The 24,396-nt window shown below is 73.2% G+C and carries 22 protein-coding genes and 1 pseudogene; 12 read left to right on the top strand and 11 right to left on the bottom strand.

All coding sequences use genetic code 11. The features are described from left to right. Positions 1 to 109: 109 nt before the first annotated feature. On the top strand, positions 110 to 2,104 hold the full coding sequence (locus ABD236_RS34240) for a putative Ig domain-containing protein (protein WP_344081432.1): 1,995 nt from the start codon (positions 110 to 112) through the stop codon (positions 2,102 to 2,104). 61 nt (positions 2,105 to 2,165) lie between these two features. On the opposite strand, the gene ABD236_RS34235 is transcribed toward ABD236_RS34240, so the two are convergent. Genes ABD236_RS34235 through ABD236_RS34225 form a run of 3 tightly spaced genes read right to left on the bottom strand, consistent with a single transcriptional unit; the run spans position 2,166 to position 4,194 of the window. After that, positions 2,166 to 2,825, bottom strand: a complete 660-nt coding sequence (locus tag ABD236_RS34235; protein WP_344081429.1) for a methyltransferase domain-containing protein — start codon at positions 2,823 to 2,825, stop codon at positions 2,166 to 2,168. Continuing rightward, entirely contained in the window at positions 2,822 to 3,493 is a 672-nt protein-coding gene (locus tag ABD236_RS34230; RefSeq protein WP_344081426.1) for a TIGR04282 family arsenosugar biosynthesis glycosyltransferase, read from the bottom strand. Before ABD236_RS34230 ends, ABD236_RS34235 begins: the two co-directional genes overlap by 4 nt. Next, on the bottom strand, positions 3,490 to 4,194 hold the full coding sequence (locus tag ABD236_RS34225) for a glycosyltransferase family 2 protein (RefSeq protein ID WP_425544017.1): 705 nt from the start codon (positions 4,192 to 4,194) through the stop codon (positions 3,490 to 3,492). The genes ABD236_RS34230 and ABD236_RS34225 overlap by 4 nt, the downstream gene beginning before the upstream one ends. 116 nt (positions 4,195 to 4,310) lie before the next feature. On the opposite strand from ABD236_RS34225, the gene ABD236_RS34220 reads away from it, so the two are divergent. Both ABD236_RS34220 and ABD236_RS34215 read left to right on the top strand, forming a co-directional pair. Further along, positions 4,311 to 5,033, top strand: coding sequence for a response regulator transcription factor (locus tag ABD236_RS34220; RefSeq protein ID WP_344081420.1), 723 nt, complete (start codon positions 4,311 to 4,313; stop codon positions 5,031 to 5,033). Position 5,034: 1 nt separating this feature from the next. Beyond that, complete coding sequence (locus ABD236_RS34215) at positions 5,035 to 6,147, top strand: sensor histidine kinase (protein WP_344081417.1); 1,113 nt, start codon at positions 5,035 to 5,037, stop codon at positions 6,145 to 6,147. 60 nt (positions 6,148 to 6,207) lie between these two features. Here ABD236_RS34215 and ABD236_RS34210 read toward each other — a convergent pair whose 3' ends face one another. Beyond that, positions 6,208 to 7,221 carry an NAD-dependent epimerase/dehydratase family protein gene (locus ABD236_RS34210; RefSeq protein ID WP_344081413.1) on the bottom strand — a complete coding sequence of 338 codons (1,014 nt, stop codon included), beginning with the start codon at positions 7,219 to 7,221 and terminating at the stop codon, positions 6,208 to 6,210. 78 nt (positions 7,222 to 7,299) lie between these two features. Between ABD236_RS34210 and ABD236_RS34205 the strand changes: the two genes are divergently transcribed. After that, on the top strand, positions 7,300 to 7,611 hold the full coding sequence (locus ABD236_RS34205) for a 4a-hydroxytetrahydrobiopterin dehydratase (RefSeq protein WP_344081410.1): 312 nt from the start codon (positions 7,300 to 7,302) through the stop codon (positions 7,609 to 7,611). A 54-nt stretch (positions 7,612 to 7,665) separates the two neighbouring features. Here ABD236_RS34205 and ABD236_RS34200 read toward each other — a convergent pair whose 3' ends face one another. Then, the gene (locus tag ABD236_RS34200; RefSeq protein WP_344081407.1) at positions 7,666 to 8,544 is read right to left on the bottom strand and encodes a sigma-70 family RNA polymerase sigma factor; all 879 of its coding nucleotides are present in this window, start codon (positions 8,542 to 8,544) and stop codon (positions 7,666 to 7,668) included. A 238-nt stretch (positions 8,545 to 8,782) separates the two neighbouring features. After that, positions 8,783 to 9,730 (bottom strand): NmrA family NAD(P)-binding protein, encoded by a 948-nt coding sequence (locus ABD236_RS34195; protein ID WP_344081404.1) that lies wholly within the window; start codon positions 9,728 to 9,730, stop codon positions 8,783 to 8,785. A gap of 100 nt (positions 9,731 to 9,830) precedes the next feature. Between ABD236_RS34195 and ABD236_RS34190 the strand changes: the two genes are divergently transcribed. Together ABD236_RS34190 and ABD236_RS34185 are read left to right on the top strand one after the other, a co-directional pair. After that, positions 9,831 to 10,817 (top strand): AraC family transcriptional regulator, encoded by a 987-nt coding sequence (locus ABD236_RS34190; RefSeq protein ID WP_344081401.1) that lies wholly within the window; start codon positions 9,831 to 9,833, stop codon positions 10,815 to 10,817. Further along, the gene (locus tag ABD236_RS34185; protein ID WP_344081398.1) at positions 10,814 to 11,782 is read left to right on the top strand and encodes a class I SAM-dependent methyltransferase; all 969 of its coding nucleotides are present in this window, start codon (positions 10,814 to 10,816) and stop codon (positions 11,780 to 11,782) included. Before ABD236_RS34190 ends, ABD236_RS34185 begins: the two co-directional genes overlap by 4 nt. Before the next feature lie 266 nt (positions 11,783 to 12,048). Here the strand turns inward: ABD236_RS34185 and ABD236_RS34180 are convergent, their stop codons facing one another. Further along, the gene (locus ABD236_RS34180) at positions 12,049 to 12,888 is read right to left on the bottom strand and encodes an aldo/keto reductase (protein ID WP_344081395.1); all 840 of its coding nucleotides are present in this window, start codon (positions 12,886 to 12,888) and stop codon (positions 12,049 to 12,051) included. A gap of 489 nt (positions 12,889 to 13,377) precedes the next feature. Here ABD236_RS34180 and ABD236_RS34175 point away from each other — a divergent pair. The 3 genes and pseudogenes from ABD236_RS34175 to ABD236_RS34165 form a co-directional block, all read left to right on the top strand. After that, positions 13,378 to 13,563, top strand: a pseudogene (locus tag ABD236_RS34175) (glycoside hydrolase family 88 protein); the annotation flags it as partial. A gap of 258 nt (positions 13,564 to 13,821) precedes the next feature. After that, positions 13,822 to 14,847, top strand: coding sequence for a chitinase (locus ABD236_RS34170; RefSeq protein ID WP_344081393.1), 1,026 nt, complete (start codon positions 13,822 to 13,824; stop codon positions 14,845 to 14,847). Positions 14,848 to 14,857: 10 nt separating this feature from the next. Continuing rightward, entirely contained in the window at positions 14,858 to 16,126 is a 1,269-nt protein-coding gene (locus ABD236_RS34165) for a family 8 glycosyl hydrolase (RefSeq protein WP_344081390.1), read from the top strand. Positions 16,127 to 16,235: 109 nt separating this feature from the next. Here ABD236_RS34165 and ABD236_RS34160 read toward each other — a convergent pair whose 3' ends face one another. Together ABD236_RS34160 and ABD236_RS34155 are read right to left on the bottom strand one after the other, a co-directional pair. Further along, complete coding sequence (locus ABD236_RS34160; RefSeq protein WP_344081387.1) at positions 16,236 to 18,035, bottom strand: AMP-dependent synthetase/ligase; 1,800 nt, start codon at positions 18,033 to 18,035, stop codon at positions 16,236 to 16,238. A gap of 242 nt (positions 18,036 to 18,277) precedes the next feature. Continuing rightward, complete coding sequence (locus ABD236_RS34155) at positions 18,278 to 19,762, bottom strand: MFS transporter (protein WP_344081384.1); 1,485 nt, start codon at positions 19,760 to 19,762, stop codon at positions 18,278 to 18,280. 115 nt (positions 19,763 to 19,877) lie between these two features. On the opposite strand from ABD236_RS34155, the gene ABD236_RS34150 reads away from it, so the two are divergent. After that, positions 19,878 to 20,846, top strand: coding sequence for an Lrp/AsnC family transcriptional regulator (locus ABD236_RS34150; protein ID WP_344081381.1), 969 nt, complete (start codon positions 19,878 to 19,880; stop codon positions 20,844 to 20,846). On the opposite strand, the gene ABD236_RS34145 is transcribed toward ABD236_RS34150, so the two are convergent. Further along, complete coding sequence (locus tag ABD236_RS34145) at positions 20,821 to 21,690, bottom strand: LysR substrate-binding domain-containing protein (RefSeq protein ID WP_344081378.1); 870 nt, start codon at positions 21,688 to 21,690, stop codon at positions 20,821 to 20,823. The two genes, ABD236_RS34150 and ABD236_RS34145, sit on opposite strands and share 26 nt — an antisense overlap. A gap of 190 nt (positions 21,691 to 21,880) precedes the next feature. On the opposite strand from ABD236_RS34145, the gene ABD236_RS34140 reads away from it, so the two are divergent. Then, complete coding sequence (locus ABD236_RS34140) at positions 21,881 to 22,918, top strand: bile acid:sodium symporter family protein (protein WP_344081375.1); 1,038 nt, start codon at positions 21,881 to 21,883, stop codon at positions 22,916 to 22,918. Here the strand turns inward: ABD236_RS34140 and ABD236_RS34135 are convergent. Further along, on the bottom strand, positions 22,902 to 23,834 hold the full coding sequence (locus ABD236_RS34135; RefSeq protein WP_344081372.1) for a quinone oxidoreductase family protein: 933 nt from the start codon (positions 23,832 to 23,834) through the stop codon (positions 22,902 to 22,904). The genes ABD236_RS34140 and ABD236_RS34135 overlap by 17 nt on opposite strands. A 96-nt stretch (positions 23,835 to 23,930) precedes the next feature. Here ABD236_RS34135 and ABD236_RS34130 point away from each other — a divergent pair, with 96 nt between their 5' ends. Further along, positions 23,931 to 24,395, top strand: coding sequence for a MarR family winged helix-turn-helix transcriptional regulator (locus tag ABD236_RS34130; protein WP_344081369.1), 465 nt, complete (start codon positions 23,931 to 23,933; stop codon positions 24,393 to 24,395). Position 24,396 lies beyond the last annotated feature (1 nt).

Genomic DNA, 24,396 nt, shown 5'->3' with positions numbered 1-24,396 from the left:
TCTTGTCATGCACTCGCCATAAAGATCCGCTCCCCTGGAAGATCCGCTGACGGTCGCCTTCCGCTCGCTCCTCATCCCGGCGAGCCGACCCCCCATGGAGGGCAGTTCCATGTACGCGAAGAGACCCTTCGGCCTGAGAAAGCCGAGCGGCGGAGCCGCCGCCGCACTCGTGTCCCTGGTGGCGCTGGCCACCGGCGGACTGCTGGCCGCCGCCCCGTCCGTCTCCGCCGCACCCGCACCGGCCGCTCCCCGCACGGCCGCCGCCCCCACCGAGCGGCTGTGCGCGCAGGCCACCCAGCCGGGCCGGATGTCCTGCCTGGCCCTGGCCCGTACCGACGTCGCACACCACCTCGGCGTCGTGCCGGGCGCCGCGCCCTCCGGCTACGGACCCTCCGACCTCCAGGGCGCCTACGCCCTGCCCTCCGGGGGCTCCGGCGCCACCGTGGCGATCATCGACGCCTACGACGACCCCAACGCCGAGTCGGACCTGGCGACCTACCGCTCGCAGTACGGCCTGCCCGCCTGCACCACGGCCAACGGCTGCTTCCGCAAGGTCGACCAGAACGGCGGCACCAGCTACCCGACGCCCGACTCCGGCTGGGCCGGTGAGATCTCCCTCGACGTCGACATGGTCAGCGCGGTGTGCCCGTCCTGCCACATCCTGCTCGTCGAGGCCGCCCAGCCCACCATCGAGGACCTGGGCGCGGCCGTGAACCGCGCGGTCACCATGGGCGCCAAGTACGTCTCCAACAGCTACGGCGGCGGCGAGGACTCCACCGACCCGTCCTCCGACTCCGCGTACTTCAACCACCCCGGCGTCGCCATCACCGTCTCCTCAGGCGACAGCGGCTACGGCGTCGAGTACCCGGCCGCCTCCCAGTACGTCACCTCGGTCGGCGGCACCTCGCTCAGCCGCGCGAGCAACGCGCGCGGCTGGTCCGAGTCGGTCTGGGGCACCAGCTCCGGCGGCCAGGGCGCGGGCTCCGGCTGCTCCGCGTACGACGCCAAGCCCTCCTGGCAGAAGGACACCGGCTGCGCCAAGCGGTCCGTCGCGGACGTCTCCGCGGTCGCCGACCCGGCCACCGGCCTCGCGGTGTACGACAGTTACCAGGCGAGCGGCTGGAACGTGTACGGCGGCACCAGCGCCTCCGCGCCGATCATCGCGGGCGTCTACGCCCTGGCGGGCACCCCGGCGGCGGGCAGCTACCCGGCCTCCTACCCGTACGCGCACACCTCCTCGCTCTACGACGTGACGACCGGCGCCAACGGCTCCTGCGGCACCTACCTCTGCAAGGCGGGCACCGGCTACGACGGCCCGACGGGCCTGGGCACCCCGAACGGCGCCGCGGCCTTCACCGGCGGCACCAGCCAGGGCAACACGGTCACCGTGACCAACCCCGGCAACCAGAGCACCCAGGTCAACACGGCGGTCTCGCTCGCTGTCAAGGCGACCGACTCGGACCCGGGCCAGAGCCTGACGTACAGCGCCACGGGCCTTCCGGCGGGGCTGTCCATCAACTCCTCGACCGGGCTGATCTCCGGCACCCCGACGGCCGTCGGCACCTCCAATGTGACCGTCACCGTCCGGGACACCACCGGGGCCACCGGCAGCACCTCCTTCAGCTGGACCGTCACCCAGACCGGCAACTGCCAGCCCGCCCAGCTGCTCGGCAACCCCGGCTTCGAGACCGGCTCGGCCGCGCCCTGGGCGGCCACGGCCGGGGTGATCGACAGCAGCAGCGGCGAGCCCGCGCACGCCGGCTCCTGGAAGGCGTGGCTGGACGGCTACGGGACCACCCACACCGACACGCTGTCCCAGACGGTGACCATCCCGCAGGGCTGCCACGCCACGCTGACCTACTACCTGCACATCGACACGGGCGAGACGACCACCTCCACCGCCTACGACAAGCTGACGGTGACGGCCAACTCGACCACCCTCTCCGGTTACTCCAACCTCAACAAGAACTCCGGGTACGCGCTGAAGAGCTTCGACCTGTCGTCGCTCGCCGGCTCCTCGGTGACCCTCAAGTTCAACGCCGTCGAGGACTCCAGCCTCCAGACGTCGTTCGTCGTCGACGACACGGCGCTGACCCTCAGCTGACCCCCCACGGTGAAGGAAGGCCGGGCCCGGACTCCCACCCGGAGTCCGGGTCCGGCCCGGCTCACGCCCGCCGCAGCACGACGAACGGGCGCCCGGCGGACGTCCACCGCTCGGCCGCCCGCCAGCCGGTGGCGCGCGCGTACCGCAGCAGAGCCGCGCTTCCCAGCCGCGACCAGGGGAAGGCCGCCCCGAAGGCGCCCCGGCCGTCGGCGACCCGCACCTCGACGCGCTCGTCCACGTCGAGCGGCGCCGCCTCCACGATCAACTGCCCCTCCGGCTCCAGCAGTCGGGCCGCCCGCGTGAGCAGCGCCGCCGGGTCGCCGCCGATGCCGACGTTGCCGTCGAGCAGGAGCGCGGTGTGCCACCGGCCCTCGCCGGGCAGCGGGTCGAAGACCGAGCGGCACAGGGCGCTGCCGCCCGAGCGCCGGGTGCGGCGGACCGCCTCGGGGCTGACGTCGACGCCGAGCGCGGCCGTACCGAGCGCGGCCAGCGCCACCACCAGACGGCCGGGCCCGCACCCGATGTCGAGCACGGCGCCCCGGCACCGCCGCAGCACGGTGAGGTCGGCCGGGTCCGGCGCCGCGCACCAGCGCTCCACCTCCAGCGGCAGCAGCCAGCCGTCCTGGCGGTGCAGGAACAGCGGCCCGCGCCCGCTGCGCAGGGCGTCGGTGTACGGATCGGCCCGCCAGGCGAGCGCGGTGGACACGGCGGTCAGGGTCATCGCGCGGCGCCCTGCCGCCCGGCGGCCGTCGCGGCGCCGCCCCGGCAGGCGGCCACCGCCCGTGCGAAGCGGCCGTCCGGGGCGAGCGCCGCCACCTCGGCCACGTCGGCCGCGGTGTCGACGTCGCGCAGCGGCGCCAGCTCGTGCACCGCGAGCCCCGCGTCGAGCAGCCGCCGCCGCTGGACGGCGCCCGTCTCGGGCACCGACATGGGCACGCCGAGCAGCAGCGAGGGGTCGGGGGCGGTCAGGCCGAGTGCCCAGAAGCCGCCGTCGGCCGCCGGGCCGAACCACGCCTCCCCGGGCCCCCAGCCGCCCAGCGCCGGAGCCAGCAGCGCCGGGCTCAGCTGCGGGGTGTCCATGCCGACGAGCAGGGCCGGGCCCGCGTCGAGCGCGAAGGCCGCCGCCAGCCGCGCGTCCAGGCCGCCCGCGCACTGCGGGACGACCTCGATGCCCGGCGGCAGCCACCGGCCCGGCTCCCCGTCCAGCACCAGGACCCGGCGCCGGGCCGGCGCGGCCAGCACCGCGTCCAGGGTGTCGGCGAGCGCCGCCTCGGCGATCCGCGCGGCCTCCCCGGGCGAGTACGGCGGGGTCAGCCGTGTCTTGACCCGGCCCGGCACCGGCGCCTTGGCGATCACCAGCAGGGCGACCGGCGCGCCCGGGGCCGTCATCGGGCGTCCGCCGGTGCGGCGGGCGGCAGGCTGAGCACCGCGCGCATGTCCCGTACGGCGTGCCAGGTGCCCCGCCAGGTGCCGGTCACCTTGGACCTGCCGGTGCGCGGCAGATACGGCACGTCGTGCTCGCGCACCCGCCACCCGGCGTCCGCCGCGCGCACCACCGTCTCCAGCGGATAGCCGCTGCGCCGGTCCGCGACACCGAGGGCGAGCAGCGGCGCCCGCCGGGCCGCCCGCAGCGGGCCCAGGTCGTGCAGCCGCAGCCCGGTGCGCCGGCGCAGCATCCTGGCCAGGGCCAGGTTCCCGGCGCGCGCGTGCGGCGGCCAGGCCCCGCGCGCGGTGGGCCGGCGCCGCCCGAGGACGAGGTCGGCGTCCCCGGCGGCCACCTCCCGTACGAAGGGCGCCAGCAGGCCGGGGTCGAGGGAGCCGTCGCAGTCGCAGAAGCAGACGTACTCGGCCTCGGCCGCGAGCAGGCCCGCGTGGCAGGCCGCGCCGAAGCCGCGGCGGGCCTCGTGCACCACGCTCGCGCCGAGCGCGCGGGCGATCTCGGCCGAGCCGTCCGTCGAGCCGTTGTCGACGACGACGGCCCGCCAGCCCTCGGGGATCCTGGCCAGCACCCAGGGCAGCGCCTGAGCCTCGTCGAGGCAGGGGAGTACGACGTCCACCGTCGTGGGGATCGAGTCGGTCACGCCCCTCACGGTACGAAGGAGCGGCGGACAAACCGGGACTTCGGGTTCTTACGAAACAGGGACATCGTCCCGGCTCCGCCATCCGGGTGGCGACGCGGGCGCCCGCCGGATGCGACCCTGTGGCCATGCACAGTGACCGGTCCCGCATCCTCGTCGTCGACGACGACCCGACCGTGGCCGAGGTGGTCACCGGCTATCTGGAACGCGCCGGATACGAGGTCGAGCACGTCGGTGACGGCCCCGCCGCCCTGCGCGCCGCCGGGGCCCGCCGCCCCGACCTCGTCGTCCTGGACCTGATGCTGCCCGGCATGGACGGCCTGGAGGTCTGCCGCACCCTGCGCGGCACCGGACCCGTACCGGTGATCATGCTCACCGCGCGCGGCGACGAGGACGACCGCGTGCTCGGCCTGGAGATAGGCGCGGACGACTATGTGACCAAGCCGTTCAGCCCGCGCGAGCTGGTGCTGCGTGTCGACTCGGTGCTGCGCCGCAGCAGGGCCGCCGACGCCCGGCCGGGGCCGCCGGTGCGGCGCGCGGGCATCGTCCTCGACCCGGCCGCCCGCCGGGCCGTCAAACAGGGCACCGAGCTCGCCCTGACCCTGCGGGAGTTCGACCTGCTCGCCTATCTGATGAGCCACCCCGGCGAGGCCGTCACCCGCGAGCGGCTGATGCAGGACGTGTGGGGCTGGGAGTTCGGCGACCTGTCCACCGTCACCGTCCATGTGCGGCGGCTGCGCGGCAAGGTCGAGGACGACCCGGCCAAACCCCGGCTCATCCAGACGGTGTGGGGGGTGGGCTACCGCTTCGAGGAGCCGGAGAGCCCTGCCCCGTCCGGCGAGGGGTTCTGACATGAAGGACGTCCTGCTCATCGCCGTCTACGCGTTCCTGGGCGCCGCCGCGGCCGGGCTGCTCGGAGCCCTCGCGCTGCGGCTGCTGCGCCACCGGTCGGTGACCGCCTCGCTCGCCGTGGTGGCCGCCGTCGCGGTCACCGCGATGCTCGCCGGAACGCTCGCCGTGGCCTGGGAGATGTTCCTGTCCTCGCACGACCTGAAGGTCGTCACCCTGGTCATCGCGATGGCCGCGGCCGTCTCGCTGGCCACCGCGCTCGTCCTGGGCCACCGGGTCGTCACCAGCAGCCGCCGACTCGCCCTGGCCGCCCGCTCGTTCGGCGACGGCGGCAGCTTCGCCGCGCCCGAGGGACCGGCCACCGCCGAGCTCGCCGCGCTCAGCCGCGAGCTCGCCGCCACCAGCGCCAAGCTTTCCGCCTCCCGCGAGCGCGAACGCGCCCTGGAGACCTCCCGCCGCGAGCTCGTCGCCTGGATCTCGCACGACCTGCGCACCCCGCTCGCGGGGCTGCGGGCGATGGCCGAGGCCCTGGAGGACGGCATGGCCAAGGACCCCGACCGCTACTTCCGGCAGATCCGCACCGAGGTCGAGCGCCTCAACGGCATGGTGGGCGACCTCTTCGAGCTCTCCCGTATCCACGCCGGGGCGCTGGCCCTCAACCCGGCCCGGATGTCCGTCCACGACCTCATCGGCGACGCGCTGGCGGGCGCCGACCCGCTCGCCCGGGAGCACGGCGTACGGCTGGTCGGCGACCGCGTCGAGCCGGTCCCGGTGGAGGTGGACGGCAAGGAGATGACCCGGGTGCTGGCCAACCTGCTGGTCAACGCGATCCGGCACACCCCGGCCGACGGCACGGTCGCGGTCGCCGCCGAGGCGCGCGCCCAGTCCGTGGTGCTGTCGGTGACGGACGGCTGCGGCGGCATCCCCGACGACGATCTGACCCGTGTCTTCGACACCGGCTGGCGCGGCACCGAGGCGCGCACCCCGCCGGGCGGCGCGGGCCTGGGCCTGGCGATCGTGCGGGGCATCGTCGAGGCCCACGCGGGCAGCGCCGCCGTCCACAACGTGCACGGCGGCTGCCGCTTCGAGCTGATCCTGCCGGCGGCCGGCTCCTGAGAGCCTGCCGCTGGACCCCGTCCCTGGCCCGCCGCCCGGCACACCCGCTCTGACGGGGTCTCACCCCACCGCGGGCCGCAGCTCCGCGCGCGCGAACTCCGCCATCCCCTCCGCGAACCCCACCGCCGGACGCCAGCCGAGCTGCTCGCGCAGCCGCGCCGAGTCGGCCGTGATGTGGCGGACGTCCCCGAGCCGGTACTCGCCGGTCACCACCGGCGCCGGCCCGCCGTACGCGTCCGCCAGCGCCGCGGCCATCTCGCCCACCGTGTGCGGGGTCCCGCTGCCCGTGTTGTACGCGGTGAGCGCCCCCGGCGGGCGCTCCGGCAGGGCCTGAAGGGCCACCGCGTTCGCCGCCGCCACATCCCGTACGTGGACGAAGTCCCGCCGCTGGCGGCCGTCCTCGAAGACCCGGGGTGCCTCGCCGCGCGCCAGGGCCGAGCGGAAGAAGGAGGCGACCCCCGCGTACGGCGTGTCGCGCGGCATCCCCGGCCCGTACACGTTGTGGTAGCGCAGCGAGACCGCGCGCCCGCCGGTGGCACGCGCCCAGGCGGCCGCCAGATGCTCCTGGGCCAGCTTGGTGGTGGCGTACACGTTGCGCGGGTCGGTCGGCGCGTCCTCGCCGACCAGGCCCGGCGCGAGCTCCGCGCCGCAGCGCGGGCACAGCGGCTCGAAGCGCCCCGCCGCCAGCTCCTCGTACGGCCTCGGCCCCGGGCGTACGGGCCCGTGGCGCGGACACGCGTAGTGCCCCTCCCCGTACACCACCATCGACCCGGCGAGCACCAGGTCCCGCACCCCCGCCTCGGCCATCGCGGCGAGCAGCACCGCCGTGCCCAGGTCGTTGCAGGACACGTAGTCGGGCGCGTCGGAGAAGTCCGTGCCGAGGCCGACCATCGCGGCCTGGTGGCAGACGGCGTCCACGCCGCGCAGCGCCCGGGCGACGGCCGCCCGGTCGCGGACGTCGTCGGCGGGGCTGACCGCGCGGTCGAGGACGACTGGTTCATGGCCCCGGGCAGTAAGGGCCGTGACGATCTGCGAGCCGATGAAGCCCGCGCCTCCCGTGACAAGTACACGCATAGGGGCGACGCTACGGAGACGGAGTCGCGGATGGCGCGCTCCACTCCGCACCGTCACCACCTCGTAAGGAGTCCGGTCATGCCCGTTGAGCCGCTGTCGCAGAAGGACATCGAGGACCGCCTGCGCGAACTGCCGGGCTGGTCGCTCCCGGACGGCGAGGAGCGCCTCGCCCGCACCTACCGCCTGACCTCGCACTTCGCGGCCACCGCGATGGTCATCCACATCGCGCAGATCCAGGACGAGCTGAACCACCACTCGGAACTCACCCTCGGCTACAACACGGTGGCGCTCACCGTGAACAGCCATGACGCGGGCGGCCGGGTCACCGAGAAGGACTTCGAGCTCGCCCACCGCGTGGAGGCGATCGCACCGGGCCACGGCGCGGGCTGAGAGCCCGGGAGCGAACTCCCTCCCGGGGCGCGTCGGCCCCGGGAGGCGCCGGGGTCACGCGTCGAGCGCCGCCACATCGAGGTCGGCCAGCCGCTCCAGGTCGGCCAGGATGTTGATCTCCACGATGCGGTCGTCCCGGACGGTGAAGCCCAGCACCGCCATCGTGCGGCCCTCCGGGGCGTTGACCACGCCCATGGCGCCGTTGACCAGCGCGGGGCGGGCGAACTGCGCGTACTGGGCGAAGGACAGCGCGTTCTGGACCACGGCGTGGGCGCCGAGCACCGTCTTGGACGGGGTGAGCGAGCCCGGCCCGTAGTCGGCGCGGAGCACGATGTCCGGGTCGAGCGTGGCGAGCAGGCCCTCGAAGTCGCCGCCGCGCGCCGCCGCGAGGAAGGCGTCGACGACCTTGCGCTGCCGGTTCAGGTCGGGGTCCGGCACGGCCCGGCCCTGGACCCGGCGGCGGGCCCGGCTGGCCAGCTGCCGGGTCGCCGCCGGGGCGCGGTCCACGATCGGCGCGATCTCCTCGAAGGGCACGCCGAACATGTCGTGCAGCACGAACGCCAGCCGCTCCGCCGGGGCCAGCGTGTCAAGCACGACCAGCAGGGCGAGCCCGACCGAGTCGGTGAGCAGCGCCTCGTGCTCGGGGTCCACCCGGTCCGGGCGGTCCACGATCGGGTCGGGCACATGGACGTCGAGCGGGTCCTCGCGCCGGGCCTGGCGCGAGCGCAGCATGTCGAGGCAGACCCGCGAGACGACCGTGGTCAGCCAGCCGCTCAGGTTCTCCACGCCCTCGCTGGAGCTGTCCGCCCGCAGCCAGGCCTCCTGGACGGCGTCCTCCGCCTCGCTCAGCGAGCCGAGCATCCGGTAGGCGACCGCCCGCAGGCGCGGGCGGTTCTCCTCGAAACGCTCCGCCAGGGATTCGTTCTCGTCCATCGGTTCAGCTTCCTTCGTCGCGGCGTGCCGTCAATGCGGTGACAGACGAAAACCTAGTGCGAAGGAATGGCGGTCACCCGACGGCAGGCCCCGATTGCGGTAATCGGACGCTCACGGAGGGCGTGGTGTTGGTCACGGCAGGTTTTGGTCACGTGGCCTGAGATCAACGGTCGGGGTGGTCGGCGGGGCACCCGAGGCGGTGAACGACGGGTACCGGGCCGGTTGGGCGGGCGGGTGTTCAGCCCTGCCAGTCACCGGCCGCCGCCGCGTCCCGCGCGAAGTCGGCGAACGCCTTCGGCTCGCGGCCCAGGACGCGCTTGACGCCGTCCGTGGTCGAGGAGTTGTGCCCGTCGAGGAGCGTCGTGAACAGCTCCGCGAGCCACCGCGCCTCCCCCTCCTGGAGACCGTACCGCACCAGGAGTTGCGCGTACCGCGGCCCGGTCATCGGCACATACCGCACGGGCCGGCCGGTCGCCTTGGACAGCACCGCCGCGACCTCGTCCAGGGTGAGCAGCTGAGGCCCCGTCAACTCATGGGTGAGGCCCGCGTGTCCGTCCTCGGTGAGGGCCGTGACCACCACGTCCGCGATGTCGTCGGTGTCCACCCACGGCTCGGCGGTGTCGCCCGCGGGGAACGCGATCTCGCCCGAGAGCACGGCCTCCCTCAGCGCGCCCTCGCTGAAGTTCTGGTCGAAGAAGGCACAGCGTATGACCGTGAGGTCCGCGCCCGAGGCGCGCAGCGCGTCCTCGGCGAGCACCGCCTCCGGTTCACCGCGCCCGGAGAGCAGCACCAGGCGCCGCACCCCTTGCCGGCTCGCCTGCTCGCCGAAGGACCGCATCGCCTCGACCGCGCCGGGCGCGGCGAGGTCCGGCGAGTACGCCACGTAGGCGGAGTCGGCACCCGCCAGCGCGGGCCCCCACGTCGACTCGTCCGTCCAGTCGAAGCGCACCTCACCGCTGCGCGAACCCGCCCGGACCGGCACACCGAGCGCGGTGAGCCGTTCGACGACGCGGTGCCCGGTCTTGCCGGTGCCACTGGTCACGAGCACGGTCCCGGCAGGGGAACTGCTGACCTGACGGCCATTCAGATCGGTGTTCAGGTCGGTGGTCTGGGCCGCATTCTGTCCCGTGGCCCGGGCGGCGTTCTGCTCGACGGCCCGGGCTGCGTCCTGCTCTGTGTTCGTCATGTGTCCAGACTCGTCGGTGCGGCCTGGACTCTCCATGCGCCAGGGGCTCATACGCATACGTCTGCGTCCACGTTTCCGCGCGGCCGATAGGGTCGGGCCCATGGACGCACTCGCCGGACTGCTCGACGGACCGCGCGCCCGAGGGGCGTTTCTGCTGCGGATGGTGATGGACCCGCCGTGGTCCCTGCGGATCGAGGACCGGGCGCCCATCTGTCTGATGTCACCGACCCGGGGAGAGGCCTGGATCGTGCCGGCCTCCGGGCGGCCGGTCCTGGCGCGCGCCGGTGACATCGTCATCGTCCGCGGCCCCGACCCCTACACCGTCGCCCACGCCCCGGACGCCGAACCGTCCACCAGGATCGGCCCGGGCGGCGTGTGCACCACCCTGCGCGGCGAGCCGCTGGCGCAGTCGATGGAACTGGGCGTACGGACCTGGGGCAACGCGGCCGACGGCTCGGTCACCATGCTGGTCGGCACGTATCTGATGGAGGGCGAGATCAGCGGGCGGCTGCTCGACGCGCTGCCCCCGCTGCTCGTGCTCACCGCCGAGGAGTGGAGCTGCTCGGTGATGCCGCTGCTCGACGAGGAGATCTCCAAGGACGAGCCCGGCCAGAGCGTCGTCCTCGACCGGCTGCTGGACCTGCTGCTGATCGCGGTGCTGCGGGCCTGGTTCAACCGGCCGGGCGCCGACGCGCCCGCCTGGTACCGGGCGATGGGCGACCCGGTGGTGGGGCCGGCGCTGCGGCTGCTCCAGAACGACCCCGCGCACCCGTGGACGGTGGCCGCGCTCGCCGCGAAGTGCGGGGTCTCCCGGGCCGGTCTGGCCCGGCGCTTCGGTGAGCTGGTGGGGGAGCCCCCGATGGCGTACCTCACGAACTGGCGGCTCGCGCTCGCGGCGGACCTGCTGCGCGAGGGCGACGCGACGGTCGAGGCGATCGCGCGGCAGGTGGGGTACGGGGGCGCGTTCGCGCTGAGTGCCGCGTTCAAGCGGGTACGGGGTCTGAGCCCGCAGGAACACCGGACGAATTGCCGAAACGGCAAAGGGATTCCCGCTTCGGCGGAGGCCGGGGGCAGGGTGGGGCCATGAGCGACACACGCGGCCACGAGGGCCGGCACAGCCACGACACAACCCACCGCGGCACCCACGCCCAGGCCCAGGGTCATGGTCACGGCCACGGCCACGGCCACAGCCACGGCCACGGCTGGGCGGACTTCGACTGGGAGGCCCTGCTCCCGCTCCTTGTGGGTGAGGCCGAGCTGTTCTCGGGCGCCTACCGGGAGGCGGCGGCCTGGATCGGCGGACAGCGGCCCGACACCGAGGTGCGGCGGATCCTGGACATCGGCAGTGGGCCCGGTGTGGTGACCTGTCTGCTCGCGGAGGCCTTCCCGCAGGCGGAGGTCGTCGCCGTGGACGGCAACCGGGCGCTCCTCGGCCATGCGCTGGCCCGCGCGGAACGGCTGGGCCTCGGTGACCGCGTCCGTACGATCGAGACGGAACTCCCTGCGGGGTTCGGCCAGTTGGGCGAGGCCGATCTGATCTGGGCGGGCAACTCGCTGCACCACCTGGGCGACCAGCGGGCCGCGCTCGCCGGGTTCGCCCGGCTGCTGCGGCCGGGCGGCACGGTGGCCCTCGCGGAGGGCGGTCTGCCCACGCGCCGGCTGCCCCGCGACATCGGCATGGGGAAGCCCGGTCTGGAGGCCAGGATTGACGTGCTGGTGGACGAGCGGTTCGCCCGGATGCGGGCGGAGCTGCCGGACGCGAAGGAGGAGACCGAGGACTGGGGTGCCCTGCTCACGTCCGTGGGCCTGGTGTCCCCGGCCACCCGCAGCTTCCTGGTCGACCACCCGGCGCCGCTGGCGCCGGCGGTGCGGGACCAGGTGGTCTACGCGTTCGCCCGGACCTCGGAGACGGTGGGCGACCAGCTCTCTCCGGAGGACGCGGCGGTACTGGCCCGCCTGATGGACCCCCGGGACCCGGCGGGCCTCACCCACCGCCCGGACGTGTTCCTCCTGGCGGCCCGCTCGATCCACACGGCGAGGCGCGCAACCTGACCACCCGACGGCCCATGCCGGGCCGCCGCACACGCTTCCCCACGCCCCAACCCCCCAGGGGCGCGGGGAACGGCGCGACCAGCCCCCCACGGCCCGCAGACGAACGACAACGCCACCGCCCGGCCGAGCCAGCCGTCCCGGGCAACGCCCGCCCCGCTCAGGGGCGCGGGGAACTGCGCGACCAGCCACCTACGGCCCGCAGACGAACGACAACGCCACCACACCGCACCCCACACCCGCACGGCACCCCGCAAGGGGCCCGTGGCTCAGAAGTCGAACTCGTCCGGATCCGGCCCCAGCCGCTTCGCCTCGTCCAGCGCCGCGATCGCCGCGATGTCCTCCGCGTCGAGCGAGAACCCGAACACATCGAAGTTCTCCGCGATACGCGACGGCGTCACGGACTTCGGGATCGCGATCGTGCCCAGCTGAAGGTGCCAGCGCAGCACCACCTGCGCCGCGGTCTTCCCGTACTTCTGCGCGATGGCCACGATCGTCGGGACCTCGAGCAGCCCCTTGCCCTGCCCCAGCGGCGACCACGCCTCGGTCGCGATCCCGTGCTCGGCGTGGAACGCGCGCAGCCCGGGCTGGGCCAGCTGCGGGTGCAGTTCGACCTGGTTGACCGCTGGGACGACGCCCGACTCGTCGATGACCCGCCGCAGATGCGGCTCCTTGAAGTTGGAGACACCGACCGCCTTGGCCCGCCCGCTCGCGGCGATCTCCCCGAACGCGCGCCAGATCGTGACGTAGTCCTCGCGCATCGCGCGCGGCCAGTGGATCAGATACAGGTCGACGTAGTCGAGGCCCAGCTTCGACAGGGACGCGTCGAACTCGCGCAGCACGCCGTCCCGCGTCCACGTCTCGCCCTTCCCGTTCCACAGCTTCGTGGTGACGAAGAGCTCCTCGCGGGCCACCCCGGACGACGCGATCGCCTTGCCGGTGCCCACTTCGTTCTCATAGATCGCGGCCGTGTCGATCGACCGGTATCCGGTCTCGATCGCGGTCGCGACCGCCTGCGCCGCCTCGTCGTCCGGCACCTGCCAGACGCCGTAACCGAGCTGCGGCATCTCGACGCCGTTGTTGAGGGTGATGGAGGGGACCTTGCTCACGAGCGGTCGATCCTTTACGTCGTCGGTTGGTACTCAGAACGTCAACGATCACGCGGACGCAACAATTCCCATCCTGCCCATGGCTGAATCACCGCGCTACAGATCCGACCTTCTCGGTTCAGACCATTGACCACACCGAGACGAGACGCGACTCTATGGCACATCGCTGAACGCAGTACATCCTTGTGAACGCCATGCTCCCCACTGCCCCGCATATGCCGTACCGGGTTCATACCTGAAACCCACCCCCACGAAGATACGGAAGGCAGGCACGCCCTCATGAACGCACACAAGGAAACATCGGACGAAACGGCGGCCTGGCCGACTCCTGAGCACGTGGCCACCCCAGACGTCCCCATGAGGTGACCATGACGACAGCCCGCCGGCCGCCGCCACCGTCACCCCGAGTCGAGCGGCGCCCGGCTCCGACGAGTGCGCCGCCACGGACTGGTCGGTCGCCCTGACCACGTCGACGACGGCCCGCGCCGCCTCGACAGCATGCAGGCCGGCCGGCTCCTGGTGATCCTGCACCACGAGACCGGGCAGGACCGCTACCGGATCGCCGCCAAGAAGATCCGCGACCGGCTGGACACCTACCCCCGCACCGCCGACGGCGGCTTCTGGCACGCCGACATGCGGCTGCGGATCGACGAGAGCTGGCTGGGCTCGGCGTACGCGACGGCGGCTCCGGCGGAAACGGGGCGCATCCACCGGGGCTGATCCCGGGCCCACTCGCCACAAACCCCCCAACCGGCGCAGTGGTGAAGGAAGTTGGGCCTGCGCGAACCATTGACATCAGGCCTCACAGGCGCTGCTATGCAGTGCTGGTTAGGAAAGTTTCCTAACGCGGCAAGCCTCCTGCCTGCCCGCCGCACCTCCCCGCCTGAATGCCGCCACCCCCCACCTGTTCGCCCCTTCTGGAAGGAACCCCCCATGCACACTGCCGCTCCCCGACGCCGCGCCGCCGCGGTCGCCGCCGGCCTCGGCTGTCTCGCCCTGCCCCTCGTCGCGTCCGGGCAGCACGCCGACGCGTCGTCCGCGCCCAAGACCGTGGCCTCCCCGCCGCTCGCCGCGGGCACCATGGCCGCCGCCCCCTACGAGTACCTGGGCTGGGGCAACCCCCAGAAGCCCACCGACGTCATGGCCGCCACCGGCGTCAAGTGGTTCACCCTCGCCTTCATCCTCTCCGACGGCGGCTGCAACCCGAAGTGGGACGGGTCGCGGGCGCTCACCGGTGGCTCCGACCAGTCCGCGATCAACGCCATCCGGGGCGCGGGCGGCGATGTCGTCATCTCCGTGGGCGGCTGGAGCGGCAACAAGCTCGGCGAGAAGTGCACCAGCGCCTCCGCGCTGGCCGGCGCCTATCAGAAGGTGATCAACGCGTACCACCTCAAGGCGCTGGACATCGACATCGAGGACACTGAGTTCTCCAACGCGACCGTACGCAAGCGGGTCGTCGACGCGCTGAAGATCGTCAAGAGCGACAACCCCGGCCTCGTCACCTACGTGACCATGGGGACCACTCCCAGCGGGCCCGACGCCAACGGCAAGGACCTCATCAAGAAGGGCGCCGCCACCGGTCTCGCCAACGACGGCTGGGTGATCATGCCGTTCGACTTCGGCGGCCACAGCGGCTCCATGGGCTCGGCGACCGTGAGCGCCCTCGAAGGGCTGAAGGCCGCAGTGAAGAGCGCGTACGGCTACGGCGACGACACCGCGTACCGGCACATCGGGGTCTCCTCCATGAACGGCAAGACCGACGAGGCGGGCGAGACCGTCACCACCGGCGACTTCCAGACCGTCCTCGGCTACGCCCGGCAGCACCACATCGCGCGGTTCGCCTTCTGGTCGGTCAACCGCGACCGGCAGTGCGGCTCGGGCGGCAGCGGCGACTCGTGCAGCGGGATATCCCAGGCGCCCTACGCCTTCACCAAGATCGTCGTCCAGTACACCGGCTGAGGGAGTGGAGATGACCCAGCAGCAGTCCCCGCGCCGCCGCCTCCCCGTGGCCGGCTCACTCGTCGCCGTGGCGGGCCTCCTGGTCACCGCGCTCGCCGCCACCCAGCCAGCGGTCGCGGCGAACGCCGGACCGGCCGTTCCCTTCGGCAGCCACCAGTTCCCGTACACCGCGGGCACGTTGAAGCCCAGCGGCCCGCAAGCCGCGGTGGACCAGCAGGTGGTGGCCACGTACAAGGCGTGGAAGGCCGCGTTCGTGAAGCAGAACTGCGGCAACGGCTGGTACCAGGTGCTCTCGCCGGACGCCGACCACCCCTATGTGGCCGAGGGGCAGGGGTACGGGATGGTCGTCACCGCCCTGATGGCGGGGGCGGACGCCGACGCCCGGAAGATCTTCGACGGCCTGGTGAAATACACCCTGGCCCACCCGTCCGTGAACAACTCCCATCTGCTCGCCGCCGAGCAGGACTCCTCCTGCCGGAGCGTCGACGGCTCCGACTCGGCCACCGACGGTGACCTCGACGTGGCGTACGGACTGCTGCTCGCCGACCGGCAGTGGGGGAGCGGCGGGACGTACGACTACAAGGACCTGGCGGTGAAGCACATCGCCGCCATCAAGAAGAGCGAGGTCAACGCCACCACCCACCTCACGCTGCTCGGTGACTGGTCCGACTCCGGCGAGTCCCACCACTGGATCACCCGCTCCTCGGACTGGATGATCGACCACTTCCGCGCGTTCCGGACCGCTACCGGGGACAGCGGCTGGGACACCATCCGTACCGCGCACCAGAAGCTGATCACCTCGCAGCAGTCCCAGTACGCCGCCTCCACCGGGCTGCTCGCCGACTTCGTCGTCGGCACCGACAAGACGCCCAGGCCCGCGTCCGGCAAGGTGCTGGAGAGCTCCCACGACGGCGACTTCGGCTGGAACGCCTGCCGCGACCCCTGGCGCATCGGTACGGACGCGGTGACCAGCGGCGACGCCGCCTCGCTCGCCTCGGCGCGCAAGCTCAACGGCTGGATCAGGGCCAAGACGGGCGGCGACCCGAACAAGATCGCCACGGGGTACCGCCTCAGCGGCTCGGTCTTCGAGAGCGGCGACGACATGGCGTTCACCGCCCCCTTCGCCGTCACCGCGCTCACCGACCCCGGCTCGCAGACCTGGCTCGACGCGCTGTGGGGCAAGCTCGCCGCCACCCCGGTGGACCCGAAGCTCTACTACGGCGCCAGCGTCCAGCTCCAGTCCATGATCGTCGCGTCCGGCAACTACTGGGTGCCGTGATGGCCCGACGGCTCGGACAAGGTCTTCAACGTGCTGATCAGGTGATCCGGCCGCAAGGCGGCCACCCGGCTGCCCGACACGGGGGCGGCGCGCCCTGTACCGCGACGGCTCAGCGGTACAAGGCGTCCACCTCCACCGTGTAGGCCTCCTCGATGGCCCGCCGCTTGAGCTTCAGCGACGGGGTGAGCAGACCGTGCTCCTCGGTGAACTGATGGGCGAGGATCCGGAAGGTACGGATCTGCTCGGCTTGGGAGACCAGGGTGTTGGCGGCCACCACCGCGCGCCGCACCTCGGTCTCCAGGTCGGGGTCGCGCACGAGCTCCGCCGCCGTCATCGACGGCTTGTTGCGCATCGCCAGCCAGTGGTCCACGCCCTCCTGGTCGAGGGTGACCAGGGCCGCGATGTAGGGGCGGTCGTTGCCGACGACGATGCACTGGGCGACCAGCGGGTGCGCCCGGACCCGCTCCTCCAGGGCCACCGGCGAGACGCTCTTGCCGCCGGAGGTCACCAGGATCTCCTTCTTGCGGCCGGTGATGGTCAGATAGCCGTCCTCGTCGAGCGCGCCGATGTCGCCGGTGGCCAGCCAGCCGTCCTTGAGGACCCGCTCGGTCGCCTTGGGCTCGTTGAGGTAGCCGGAGAAGACCTGGCCGCCGTGCAGCCACACCTCGCCGTCCTCCGCGATGTGCACGGTGGTGCCCGGCACCGGCAGGCCGACCGTGCCGAACCGGGTGCGCTCGGGCGGGTTGGCGGTGGCGGCGGCGGTGGTCTCGGTCAGACCGTAGCCCTCGTAGATCGTCACGCCCGCGCCCGCGAAGAACAGGGCCAGGCGGCGGCCCATGCTGGAGCCGCCGGACATGGCGTGCCGCACCCGGCCGCCCATCGCCTCGCGGACCTTGCCGTACACGACCTTCTCGAAGAACTGGTGCTGCATCCGCAGCGCGGCCGACGGCCCAGGGCCCTGGCCGAAGGCCTTCTGCTCCATCGCCTCCGCGTACTTCACCGCGATCTCGACGGCCTTGTCGAAGGGCCCCGTCCGCCCGTCCGCCTCGGCGCGCCGGCGGGCCGCGTTGAAGACCTTCTCGAAGATGTACGGGACCGCGAGGATGAAGGTGGGCCGCAGGGACTGGAGGTCGGGCAGCAGCGCGGAGGCGGAGAGCGCGGGCTGGTGGCCGAGCTTGACCCGGCCCCGGACCGCGGCGACCTCCACCATCCGGCCGAAGACGTGCGCCAGCGGCAGGAAGAGCAGGGTGGAGGCCTCGTCGCCGGGGCGGGAGTGGAAGACCGGCTCCCAGCGGGCGACCATGGTGTCCGCCTCGAACATGAAGTTGGCGTGGGTGATCACACAGCCCTTGGGGCGGCCGGTGGTGCCGGAGGTGTAGATGACGGTCGCGGTCGACTCGGGGGTGACCGCGCGCCGGTGGCGGTGCACCACGTCGTCGTCGATCTGCGCGCCCGCCGCGAGGAGTTCGGCGAGCGCCCCCGCGTCCAGCTGCCACAGGCGCTTGAGGTGCGGCAGCCGGTCCACGACCGAGCCGATCGTCATGGCGTGGTCCTCGTGCTCGACCACGCACGCGGTGACCTCGGAGTCGTGCAGCATCCAGAAGACCTGCTCGGCGGAGGAGGTCGGGTAGACGGGCACCGGCTGGGCGCCGATGGACCAGAGCGCGAAGTCGAAGAGCGTCCACTCGTAGCGGGTACGGGACATGATCGCGACCCGGTCACCGAACCGCACACCGTCCGCGATCAGCCCTTTGGCGAGCGCCAGCACCTCGTCGCGAAAGCGTGCCGCGCTCACGTCCTGCCACTGGCCCGCCGCGTCCTTGCGGGCCAGCGCGATCCGGTCCGGATCGTCCAGGGCGTGGTCGAACACCACGTCCGCCAGCCCGCCGACGTGCGGCGCCGTCGCCATGGGTGGGACAGTGAACTCGCGCAATACCTTGCTCCTTGTGGCGCTCCGCACAGCGCCGGTGACGGTACCCCACCCGGGGTCCCGACGGGAGGGGCGTCAAGGAATACGGTCAAGTGCGGCAGTGACGGCCATCACCACAGGTCAGCACCGTGGACGCGGTCCTGTGGGGCCCGTGCGGCCCGCATTCTGACCCTGGAGTCAGTAGCGGGCCGTTTTTTCTCCACGGAATCTGTACGACCTGGTCACGCCCGCTCTACCGGGATCGCACCGTTGGTCCGTACCTGCGCGGGCGCGGTCGACGGCGTCCGTACCAGCGCGAACACGGCGAGCCCGGCCACCACGGCGAGCGCCCCGGCCGCCACCGCAGCACCGTTCAGACCCGAGGCGAAGGCGGTGTGCAGCGCCTCATCGGGGACGTGGCCGCGCAGCGAACCGGCCGCGCCGCCCGCGAGCGCCCGGGCCTCGGGCGCGCTGTGCAGCGAGTCGGCCATCCGGGAGGTGGCGAGGGTGCCGAACACCGCGATGCTGACGGCGTAGCCGAGCTGGCGGAAGGTGTTCATCGCGCCGGTCGCCATACCGCTGCTGCGCTGCGGCACCGAGGCGAGCGCCGCCGACGCCAGCGCCGGGCTGACCAGGCCCACGCCCACACCGGTCACCACCAGACCGGCCACCAGCGACGTCCAGTCGGAGTCCGCGTCGAGCAGCGCCTGGCCGAACAGCCCGAGGGCGATGAGCAGCAGCCCGAGGCAGATCAGCAGCCGCTGCGAGACGCCGTGCAGGAACCGGCCGCCGAGCGCCGAGGTCACGAACGAGGCCAGCGCCAGCGGCACCAGCGCCAGACCGCCGGTCACCGGGCTCATGTCCAGGAGAGTCTGGAGCCAGATCGAGGTGTACGGGAGCACGCCGAAGGCCGCGGAGTTCAGCGCCAGGGCCGCCACCAGGACACCGACGAAGGCCGGGCGCCGCAGCAGCGACAGATCCATCAGCGGCCGCTCGGTGCGCTTCTCCACGACCACGAACGCCACCAGCGCGGCAGCCGAGACGGCGAAGGAGAGCAGGGTGCGGGAGTCGCCCCAGCCGTCGGAGCCCGCGTTGACGGCCCCGTAGGTGAGGGCTCCGGCGAAGAGCGCGAACAGGACGGTGCCCGTCCAGTCGGTGCGGCCGCCCGCCGGGCTCTTGGACTCCGGGACCACCCGGACCGTCAGCCACACCGCGGCGGCGCTCACCGGGAGGTTGACGAAGAATATCCACCGCCAGCCGAAGCCCTCGGTGAGCAGCCCGCCCAGGATCGGGCCGAGCGCGGCCGCGGCGCCGTTCACCGCGCCCCACACGCCGAGCGCCACCGAGCGGTCGCGGCCCTGGTAGGCGGCGCCGAGCAGGGGCAGCGTGGTGGCGAACATCGCGGCGGCGCCCACGCCCTGGAGCGCGCGCATCGCGATCAGCGTCCCCGCGTCACCCGCGAGCCCGCAGGCCAGCGAGGCGCCCGCGAAGAGCACCGTGCCCGCCGCGTAGAACTTGCGGCGCCCCGCCTTGTCGGCGCCCGCGCCCGCGCCGAGCAGCAGCGCGGCCAGCGCCAGCGCGTACACGTCGATCACCCACTGGAGGCTCGACAACGAGGCGTCCAGCGAGCTCGCCATGTCCGGGAGCGCCACCGTGACGATGGTGACATCCAACAGGAGCATGAAGGTTCCCAACGACACGGCGACCAGCGGCCCCCACTTGCGCATCACATTCCTCCGAGCTTGTTCGTTTCGTCGTCCCGTACGATCGGCGGCGACCGGACCGAAGTTCCACCCAGTCCGTCCAGGACGCAGGAATCCGACACCGGAAGGGCTCAAGGCGATGGATTCACCCGAGTTCGACGAGCTGGACCAGCGGCTGGTGAGCGCGCTCGCGCTGGACGGCCGGGCCCCCTTCAGCCGGATCGCCGCCGTGCTCGGCGTCTCCGACCAGACCGTCGCCCGCCGCTACCGCAGGCTGTACGCGGAGGGTGAGCTGAGGGTCGTCGGCGTCCGCGACCCCGAACGGCTCGGCCACACCCGCTGGATGCTGCGGCTGCGCTGCACCCCCGACGCGTCCGTCTCCATCGCCACCGCGCTGGCCCGGCGGCCCGACACCGCCTGGATCGGGCTGACCTCCGGCGGCACCGAGGTGGTCTGCACGACCGAGGCGCGCCGGCCCGAGGACCACGAGGCGCTGCTGCTCGGCAAGCTGCCGCGCACGCCGAGCATCGTCGAGATCGGCGCCCACCAGCTGCTCCACCGGTTCTACGGCGGCCCGCTCGGCTGGTTCGCCAAGGACTCCGCGCTCACCGCCGAGGAGCGGGCCGCGCTGCTGCCCGAGCCGGTGGAGCCCCCGGCCGGGCCGGTCCGGCTCGACGAGGAGGACCTGGCCCTGATCGCCGCGCTCGGGCGCAACGCGCGAGCGGGCTACCCCGAGCTCCAGAAGGCCACCGGACGCTCGGAGTCCGCCGTCAAGCGGCGCCTGGACCAGCTGCTGCGCCGCGGCGCGCTGTTCATCGACGTCGAGTTCGACACGACCCGGTTCGGCTTCCGGACCCGGGCGCTGCTGTGGATCACGGTGGCGCCCTCGGCGCTGGCCGCCGTGGGCGCGGCCCTCGCCTCGCACCCGGAGGTCGCCTTCGCCGGGGCGACCTCGGGCCCCGCCAACCTCGTCGCGGTGGTCATCTGCCGCGACCCGGGCGGGCTCTACACGTATCTGAGCGAGAAGCTCGGCACCCTGGAAGGCGTCCGCCACGTCGAGACGGCCCCCATACTGCGCCAGGTCAAGCAGCTGACGTACGCGGGCTGAGTCCGCTCGCCAGGATCGCCGCCGCCAGCGCGTCCGCCGCCTCCTGGGCGGCCGGGCGCCGCCCGCCGTGCAGCAGCACGAAGTCCACCGGCCCGAGCTCGGGCAGCCCCGACCGGGCCGGCAGCGGCGCCAGCCCCGGCGGGACCAGGCCGCGGGTGTGGGCCATCACGCCGAGCCCCGCCCGGGCCGCCGCGACCAGTCCGCTCAGGCTGCCGCTGGTGCAGGCGATCCGCCACGGCCGGCCGTGCTCCTCCAGGACCTCCAGCGCCCGGGCCCGGGTGATGCCCGGCGGCGGGAAGAGGATCAGCGGCACCGGCCGGCCGGGGTCCAGCCGCAGCCCCGGCGCACCGATCCAGCACAGGGCGTCCTGCCAGACGCGCTCGCCGTGGGTGTCGCCCGGCCGCCGCTTGGCCAGCACCAGGTCGAGGCGGCCCGCCTCCAGCCGTCTGTGCAGGGTGCCGGACAGCTCCACCGTCAGCTCCAGGTCGACCTCCGGGTGGTCGCGCCGGAAGGACTCCAGCACCTCCGGCAGCCGGGTGAGCACGAAGTCCTCGGAGGCGCCGAACCGCAGCCGCCCGCGCAGCCGGGTCCCGGTGAAGTAGGCGGCCGCGCGCTCGTGCGCGGCCAGGATCGTCCGGGCGAAGCCGAGCATCGCCTCGCCGTCCTCGGTGAGCCGCACGCTGTGCGTGTCCCGGCTGAACAGCGGCCGCCCGGTCGCCTCCTCCAGGCGCCGCACGTGCTGGCTGACCGTGGACTGCCGCAGCCCCAGCCGCCGCGCGGCCTGCGTGAAGCTCAGCGTCTGCGCGACGGCGAGAAACGTCCTCAGCTGGTGGGGCTCGTACACGGCGGCAGGTTATCGCGGAACGTGATGGCAGTCAGAGTGGTGTACGGGATTCCCGATCGGCCGCCGCCGGGTGAATCATCGGAAGGGCACGACCCCGAGGTACGCGGAGCACGAGTCCGACGTAACCAGGGCCCGGCTCCGGCGCACGAACGCCGAAGCACAGCACCGAGCACGAAGCCATGTGGAGCAGATGAACCGCCGCACGCCCCAGCTGCCGTCCTGGCTGCCGATCGACCCGTTCATCCTGACGCTGATCGGCACGGTGGTCCTGGCCGCGCTGTGGCCCGTCTCCGGCTCCGCCGCGCACGTGGCGTCCGGCGCGTCGACCGGGGCCGTCGCCCTGCTCTTCTTCCTGTACGGGGCCCGGCTCTCCACCCGGGAGGCGCTGGACGGGCTGCGTCACTGGCGGCTCCATGTGACGGTCCTGGTCTGTACGTTCGTGCTCTTCCCGCTGCTCGGGCTGGCCGCGCGGGGCCTCGTACCGCTGGTGCTGACCCCGGACCTCTTCCACGGGCTGCTGTTCTTGTGCCTGGTCCCCTCCACCATCCAGTCCTCGATCGCGTTCACCTCGATCGCGCGCGGCAACGTGCCCGCGGCGATCTGCGCGGGCTCGTTCTCCAGCCTGGCCGGGATCTTCGTGACTCCGCTGCTCGCGGCGCTGCTGCTGGGCGGCAGTGCCGGAGGCGTCTCGGTGGACTCGGTGCTGAAGATCGCCCTCCAGCTCCTGGTCCCGTTCGCCTGCGGGCAACTGCTGCGCCGCTGGGTGGGCGGCTTCCTGACCCGGCACCGCAAGGTGCTGCGCCTGGTGGACCGGGGCTCGATCCTGCTGGTCGTCTACACCGCGTTCAGCGAGGGCATGGTCCGGGGCATCTGGCACCAGGCGAGCCCGGCCCGGCTCGGCGCGCTGCTCGGGGTCGAGGCGGTGCTGCTCGCCGCGATGCTCGCGCTGAGCTGGTACGGGGCGAAGCGGCTCGGGTTCGGCCGGGGCGACCGGATCGCCATCCAGTTCGCCGGGTCCAAGAAGAGCCTGGCGGCCGGGCTGCCCATGGCCAGCGTCCTGTTCGGCGACCGGGCGGCGCTCGCGGTGCTGCCGCTGATGCTCTTCCATCAGATGCAGCTGATGGTCTGTGCGGTCATCGCCCGGCGCCGGGCCCGCGACCCGCTGGAGGAGCCCGCCCCGGCCGACCGGGGCGCGGCGCCGCCCGCCGTACTCACGCGCGGCCGGTGACGATCACCACCTTGCCCCGGTTGCGCCGCGAGTCGACCATTTCATGGGCGCGGGCCGCCTCCTCCAGTGGCACCTCGGCGTGCACGGCGGCGCGCAGCTCGCCGGTGCGGTGCGACTCCCACAGCTCGTCGCGCCAGGCCGCGTACAGCTCCGGCTTGTCGCGGGCGATCATCGCCATCTGGAACGCGATCACCGACTTCCCGCCCACCAGCAGGTCGTACACCTCGATCGTGCCGCCGCCCGAGCTGAACGCGACCAGCCTGCCGCCGGGCGCGAGCGCCTTCACCGCCGGGGCGAGCAGCTCGCCGCCCACGCCGTCGAGGACGACGTCGACCGGCTCGCCCCAGGACGCGTCGCCGTAGAGCACCACCTCGTCGGCGCCCCTGTCCCGGACGAAGTCCGCCTTGTCGGCCGAGCTCACGGCCGCCACGACCCGGCTCGCGCCGCCCGCCCGGGCCAGCTGGAGAGCGAGCTGTCCGACCGCGCTCGCGGCCGCGGTCACCAGCACCGACTCGCCCGGCCGCGGCCGCGCCGACTCATAGGCGCCCCGGGCCACCAGCCCGCTGCGGACCAGCGCCACCGCCTCGACGCAGGTGGCGTGGTCGGGGATGCGGGAGGCCATGCCCTGGTGGAGGACGGCCAGTTCGGCGTATCCGTACGAGAAGCAGAGCCCCGTCACGCGGTCGCCCTCGGCGAAGGCGGTGACGCCCTCCCCGACCGCGACCACCGTGCCCGCGACCTCGCCGCCGAGCGGGAACGGCTCCTTGCCCTCGCGCACCTTGCGCACGACGGGCAGGGTGACGCCGATGGCGTCGGTGCGGACCAGCAGTTCGCCGGGGCCGGGCGCCGGGGCCTCGACGTCCTCGGTGAACAGGACCTCGGGGCCGCCGTTGACCTCGAAGCGAACACGGCGCATGGACTCTCCCGTTGACGAAGACGGATTCGTTGGTGGTCCCAACGATAGAGGGGAAGTCGTTGGGAAGTCCAATGGTTTTTGGGTAAGGTCGGTGCCGTGACCGAACGCGCCGACTCCCTCCCCGCGCTCCAGCGCATCCAGACCCTGCCCAGCTGGGTCCTCGGCCGGGTGGCCACCCGTGGCCGCGGCCTGGTGGCGGCGGCCATCGCGCACGAGGGCGCCAAGATGTGGCACCACGCCGTGCTGGCGGCCGTCTCCGAGTACGGGCCGATCGCCCAGGCGGAGCTCGGCCGCCGTATCTCCCTCGACCCCAAGGACCTGGTCGGCGTCCTCAACGACCTCCAGGCCGAGGGGTATGTGGTGCGCGAGCCGGACCCCCGCGACCGCCGCAAGAACGCGGTCACGGTCACGCCGGAGGGCGAGGCGATGCTGGCGCGCTGCGCGGCGGCGGCCGAGCGGGCCAACGACGAACTCCTGGCACCGCTCAGCCCGGCCGAGCGCGAGCGGCTGATGGGGCTGCTCCGGCGGATCGGGGCCGAGGAGCTGGAGCAGCGGGCCTAGG

The sequence above is a fragment of the Streptomyces crystallinus genome (genome assembly GCF_039521265.1).
Lineage (GTDB): Bacteria > Actinomycetota > Actinomycetes > Streptomycetales > Streptomycetaceae > Streptomyces > Streptomyces crystallinus.
Note: the sequence above shows the minus strand (reverse complement) of the source record. Positions and strands in the feature narration are given on the sequence as shown.

What these genes read in the sequence shown, in the direction of transcription:
- ABD236_RS34240 (WP_344081432.1), top strand. Translation starts at nt 110, where the DNA reads ATGTACGCGAAGAGACCCTTCGGCCTGAGAAAGCCGAGCGGCGGAGCC.
- ABD236_RS34235 (WP_344081429.1), bottom strand. Translation starts at nt 2,825, where the DNA reads ATGACCCTGACCGCCGTGTCCACCGCGCTCGCCTGGCGGGCCGATCCG.
- ABD236_RS34230 (WP_344081426.1), bottom strand. Translation starts at nt 3,493, where the DNA reads ATGACGGCCCCGGGCGCGCCGGTCGCCCTGCTGGTGATCGCCAAGGCG.
- ABD236_RS34220 (WP_344081420.1), top strand. Translation starts at nt 4,311, where the DNA reads ATGCACAGTGACCGGTCCCGCATCCTCGTCGTCGACGACGACCCGACC.
- ABD236_RS34215 (WP_344081417.1), top strand. Translation starts at nt 5,035, where the DNA reads ATGAAGGACGTCCTGCTCATCGCCGTCTACGCGTTCCTGGGCGCCGCC.
- ABD236_RS34210 (WP_344081413.1), bottom strand. Translation starts at nt 7,221, where the DNA reads ATGCGTGTACTTGTCACGGGAGGCGCGGGCTTCATCGGCTCGCAGATC.
- ABD236_RS34205 (WP_344081410.1), top strand. Translation starts at nt 7,300, where the DNA reads ATGCCCGTTGAGCCGCTGTCGCAGAAGGACATCGAGGACCGCCTGCGC.
- ABD236_RS34200 (WP_344081407.1), bottom strand. Translation starts at nt 8,544, where the DNA reads ATGGACGAGAACGAATCCCTGGCGGAGCGTTTCGAGGAGAACCGCCCG.
- ABD236_RS34195 (WP_344081404.1), bottom strand. Translation starts at nt 9,730, where the DNA reads ATGACGAACACAGAGCAGGACGCAGCCCGGGCCGTCGAGCAGAACGCC.
- ABD236_RS34190 (WP_344081401.1), top strand. Translation starts at nt 9,831, where the DNA reads ATGGACGCACTCGCCGGACTGCTCGACGGACCGCGCGCCCGAGGGGCG.
- ABD236_RS34185 (WP_344081398.1), top strand. Translation starts at nt 10,814, where the DNA reads ATGAGCGACACACGCGGCCACGAGGGCCGGCACAGCCACGACACAACC.
- ABD236_RS34170 (WP_344081393.1), top strand. Translation starts at nt 13,822, where the DNA reads ATGCACACTGCCGCTCCCCGACGCCGCGCCGCCGCGGTCGCCGCCGGC.
- ABD236_RS34165 (WP_344081390.1), top strand. Translation starts at nt 14,858, where the DNA reads ATGACCCAGCAGCAGTCCCCGCGCCGCCGCCTCCCCGTGGCCGGCTCA.
- ABD236_RS34160 (WP_344081387.1), bottom strand. Translation starts at nt 18,035, where the DNA reads ATGGCGACGGCGCCGCACGTCGGCGGGCTGGCGGACGTGGTGTTCGAC.
- ABD236_RS34155 (WP_344081384.1), bottom strand. Translation starts at nt 19,762, where the DNA reads ATGCGCAAGTGGGGGCCGCTGGTCGCCGTGTCGTTGGGAACCTTCATG.
- ABD236_RS34150 (WP_344081381.1), top strand. Translation starts at nt 19,878, where the DNA reads ATGGATTCACCCGAGTTCGACGAGCTGGACCAGCGGCTGGTGAGCGCG.
- ABD236_RS34140 (WP_344081375.1), top strand. Translation starts at nt 21,881, where the DNA reads ATGAACCGCCGCACGCCCCAGCTGCCGTCCTGGCTGCCGATCGACCCG.
- ABD236_RS34135 (WP_344081372.1), bottom strand. Translation starts at nt 23,834, where the DNA reads ATGCGCCGTGTTCGCTTCGAGGTCAACGGCGGCCCCGAGGTCCTGTTC.